Source organism: Peptoniphilus sp., assembly GCF_034090345.1.
In the GTDB taxonomy this organism is placed as follows: Bacteria; Bacillota; Clostridia; order Tissierellales; family Peptoniphilaceae; genus Peptoniphilus.
The window spans coordinates 1-3,968 of sequence record NZ_JAXDSS010000097.1 but is presented as its reverse complement, the minus strand read 5'-3'; the positions used below and the strand labels follow the sequence as shown (position 1 = coordinate 3,968).

The following is a 3,968-nucleotide window of genomic DNA, read 5'->3' as shown; positions in this document are numbered from 1 at the left end:
CTAAATTTTTCAATTTCCAAATCTAAATCTACAAACTCTCTACTCATTTTTTCAGCTATCAAAGGAGCAATACTGCTCTTTCCGGAGTCGGGCATCCCAACTAAAACAATATTCCCTTGTTTCATCATCTCACTTGTGATTTCACGTATGTTGTCGATTTTAGTTTCTGTAAATATTTCAGCCGCCTTAACGGCCTGCGCTACCAACATCATAAGTCCATTTGAGTGTGGAATGCCCATCTCTCTTGCCTCAAATAAAAGCGATGTTATCAATGGATTATACACTACGTCTATCACACCTTTTAAATTTTTAAAATTTTTGATTGATATCAAGTTTTCTCCATTGTTTGGATACATTCCAATCGGCGTTGTATTCACAATGAGTTCAACGTTTAAAAATTCTTCTATCTGAGAATAATAAGGAGTTTCTTTTCGAGATATCTTCTGAAATTCAATTTTCTTATCTTCAAGAACTGTAGCTACCGTCTTAGATGTAGCCCCATCTCCAAGTATTATCGCCGAAGATATTTCCACATTCAAACTCTCCAATGTGTATTTAAATCCAAAGTAGTCTGTGTTGTCTCCTGTCCACTTTCCATCTTTCTTGTATACAGTATTTACACACCCTATCTTTTTTGCAATTGGACTTATTTCGTCTAAATATTTCATAATTTCTATTTTATATGGAATGGTGACATTAAATCCGTCTATGCCACTCTTCAAAAAATCATCTATCTCATCTATTTTCTTTTCATATAAATCGTATTGGTATTTTCCTATTAAATTGTGTATTTCTTTTGAAAAACTGTGTCCCAATTTTTCTCCGAGCAATCCGTATTCCATTTAATTCTCCATAAAATCTAAGATAGTCAATGCACAAACGGACTCTATAACCGGCAGTATTCTAATACCTATACAAGGGTCATGTCTTCCCTTTATTTCCAAATCTTTCTCGACATTTTCCGATATTGAAAATGAGCGTTGGCTCAAACCTATGGAAGCTGTCGGCTTTATTGCCGTTTTAAAAACTATGGGCATTCCGTTGGTTATCCCCCCGACAACTCCACCCGCATTATTTGTGGTGGTCTTAACTCCATCATTCAATTCATATTCATCGTTGTGTTCTCTTCCGGTCATGGAGACTGCATCAAAACCGGCTCCGAATGAAAAACCTCTCACTGCCGGCACTGAGAATACAAGTTTGGCAAGCACTGCATCAAAACTGTCATAGTTCGGTTCTCCAAGGCCTATTGGCACTCCTGTTGCAAAACATTCTATTTCTGCTCCTATTGAGTTTTCTTCTTTTCGTATTTTTTCTATGCATTGTTTAATTTTTTCTGAAACTTCTTCTGAAATTACAGGAATCTCTTTTTTCTCGCATTCTTTTAAGGCTTCCATATCCGGCTTCGCATAGTCAATCTCAACATCTCTTATTCCCCCTATGGAACTTATATGAGACTGCACTTCTATTCCTTTTTTCTCCAATATTTGTTTTGCAATTCCACCGGCTATACAGAGCGGTGCTGTAAGTCTGCCTGAAAATGAACCTGAGCCTCTCATATCCATTTCAGTTCCATATTTTACATATGCAACATAATCTGCGTGGGAAGGTCGCGGAGTGTCTTTAAACTGCTCATAATCTGATGACCTTTGATCACTGTTTTCTATAATTGCACATATTGTATTTGCAACTATCTTTCCATCTTGAACTCCTGCTACAAATTTTGGTAAATCTCTCTCTTTTCGTTTAGTTCCAAATCTGTTTTTCCCGGGTGCTCTTCTCGACATAAACTCATTTAATTTTTCCATGTCAATTTGTGTTCCAATTGGCAACCCATCTATGACCACTCCTATATAATGACCATGAGACTCCCCAAATATTGTAACCACTATATTCTTTCCAAAACTAGAGCTCATATTCACCTCCCAATTTTTTAAAATCTTCATAGAACTTGGGATAAGATTTGTTTACTGCACTTGCTCCACTTAAGTATATCTCTCCGCCACTTATAATTGAAGCAATGCTACTTGCCATGGCTATTCTATGGTCATTATATGAGTCGACTTCTCCACCTGAGAGTCCGCTTGTTCCATAGACTAACAGCTCACTTTCTCTCTCTTCAACTTTCCCGCCCAAGTTCCTAATCATTTCAGCAGTTGAACTCAATCTGTCACTCTCTTTTAATCTAAGCCTTCCTCCGTTATAAAATTTAGACACTCCTCCATTTACTGAAGTTGCCAAAACCGACAAGATTGGAAGTAAATCTGGTACATCTTTCAAATCTACTTCTATATTTTTTCTAAATTTCGGTTCTATTGTGACTCGGTTTCCCATCTCAACTTCAGCCCCAAAATCTCTCAGTATATCTAAAATCTTTCTGTCGCCCTGAAGACTTTCTACATTCAAATCTGACATTGAAATTTTTCCTCCCAATGCTCCGGCAACTAAAAAGAATGCCGCATTTGACCAATCCCCTTCAACTCTATACTTTCGTGATTTATATCCGGTTGGCAAAATTTTATATACATCATCTTTGAAACTTACTTTCGCGCCAAATTCTTTCATAACTTGTAAAGTCATATCGACGTAGTTTTTAGATTCTAAACTCGATGTCAATTTCAATTCTGATTTCTCGTTCATTATGCTCGCCGCCATCAAAATCCCTGAGATGTATTGCGAACTCACATTCCCAACAAGTTCATATTTCCCGGCTTTGAACTTTCCATGTGTCCTAAATGGAAGCCTATCTCTGTCAAATTCAACTCCATTTGCTTTTAAGACTTCAATCAATTCGGCAATCGGTCTGTCGGGAAGTCTACCCTCTCCGATAAATTCAATACTTTCGTATAAAACTGTGCTGATCGGCAACAAAAATCTAAATGTCGATCCACTTTCTCGCACGTTAATTTTGGGGAATTCCCCTAAGGTTATTCCCCTGATCTCCACTCTATTTAAATATCTCTTAACACTTGCCCCAAGTTCTTCAAGACAAGATATAGTTGCCTCTATATCTTCCGAGGTCTTGTCAAAATATATTGTGGATACTCCCTGCGACAATGCTGCACATATCAAAGCTCTGTGTGCATAAGATTTAGAAGGAACGGCTTTCACTTCGCCTTCTAATATTTTTGAACTTATCTTCATTTCATTCCCTTTTTTATCAATTCTTTTAACTCTCCAAAACTAAGCTTCTTCAAGTTGCAACTTCCTATGTCTTCAATTAATATTTCATTTATATATGAGCCCCTGCGTTTTTTATCTCTCTCTATTAGTTCAAATAGCTCATCTATGTTAAATTTGGTTTTTGTCGGCAAATTATTTTTCTCAAGGCAATTTTCTATATCGCTTATATCACCCTTAAAAATTCCAATTTTCTTACAAGCTCGTGCCATTATTGCCATCCCTATTGCAACTGCTCTCCCGTGAGTTATTTCATATTCGGATTTAATCTCTATAGCGTGAGCAATAGTATGTCCTAAATTTAAAAGTTGTCTCTTGCCATTGTCGTATTCATCTGCCTCTACGACGTCTCTCTTCAACTCAACACATCTCTTTACTATATTGCTCAAATCTTGATTTTTATCTATTCCCCTGCTGAGTTCTTCAAATAGATTTTTATCGAATAGGACTCCATATTTTATTGCTTCTCCAACTCCTGAGCTAAAATCTCTATCTTCAAGTGTCTTAAAATATTCCGGATCACAATAGACGGCTATCGGTTGTTTAAAAAGACCCACTAAATTTTTGCCTTCATTCAAGTTTACTGCCGTCTTTCCGCCAACTGATGAATCCACTTGTGAGAGCAGTGTCGTAGGAAGTTGTATATAGTCTATTCCCCTGCGATAAACTCCCGCTGCAAAGCCGCCAAAATCTCCTATTACTCCTCCGCCAAATGCTATTAAAACATCATTTGCATTTATATCTTTTTGAGCCATAAACTCTAAAAACTTCTGCAATTCTTCAAATGA

3 protein-coding genes and 1 pseudogene are annotated in these 3,968 nt (G+C 36.9%); all 4 read right to left on the bottom strand.

Going from position 1 to position 3,968, the window contains the following annotated elements; all coding sequences use genetic code 11:
- Nucleotides 1-842: pseudogene (locus SOR77_RS08000) on the bottom strand (shikimate dehydrogenase); the annotation flags it as partial.
- Nucleotides 843-1,916 carry a chorismate synthase gene (aroC, locus tag SOR77_RS07995; RefSeq protein ID WP_320636594.1) on the bottom strand — a complete coding sequence of 358 codons (1,074 nt, stop codon included), beginning with the start codon at nt 1,914-1,916 and terminating at the stop codon, nt 843-845.
- Nucleotides 1,906-3,144 carry a 3-phosphoshikimate 1-carboxyvinyltransferase gene (aroA, locus tag SOR77_RS07990; protein WP_320636593.1) on the bottom strand — a complete coding sequence of 413 codons (1,239 nt, stop codon included), beginning with the start codon at nt 3,142-3,144 and terminating at the stop codon, nt 1,906-1,908. The genes aroC and aroA overlap by 11 nt, the downstream gene beginning before the upstream one ends.
- Nucleotides 3,141-3,968 (bottom strand): 3-dehydroquinate synthase (gene aroB / locus SOR77_RS07985; protein WP_320636592.1); only part of this gene is annotated, 828 nt, incomplete at its 5' end. The genes aroB and aroA, both read right to left, overlap by 4 nt.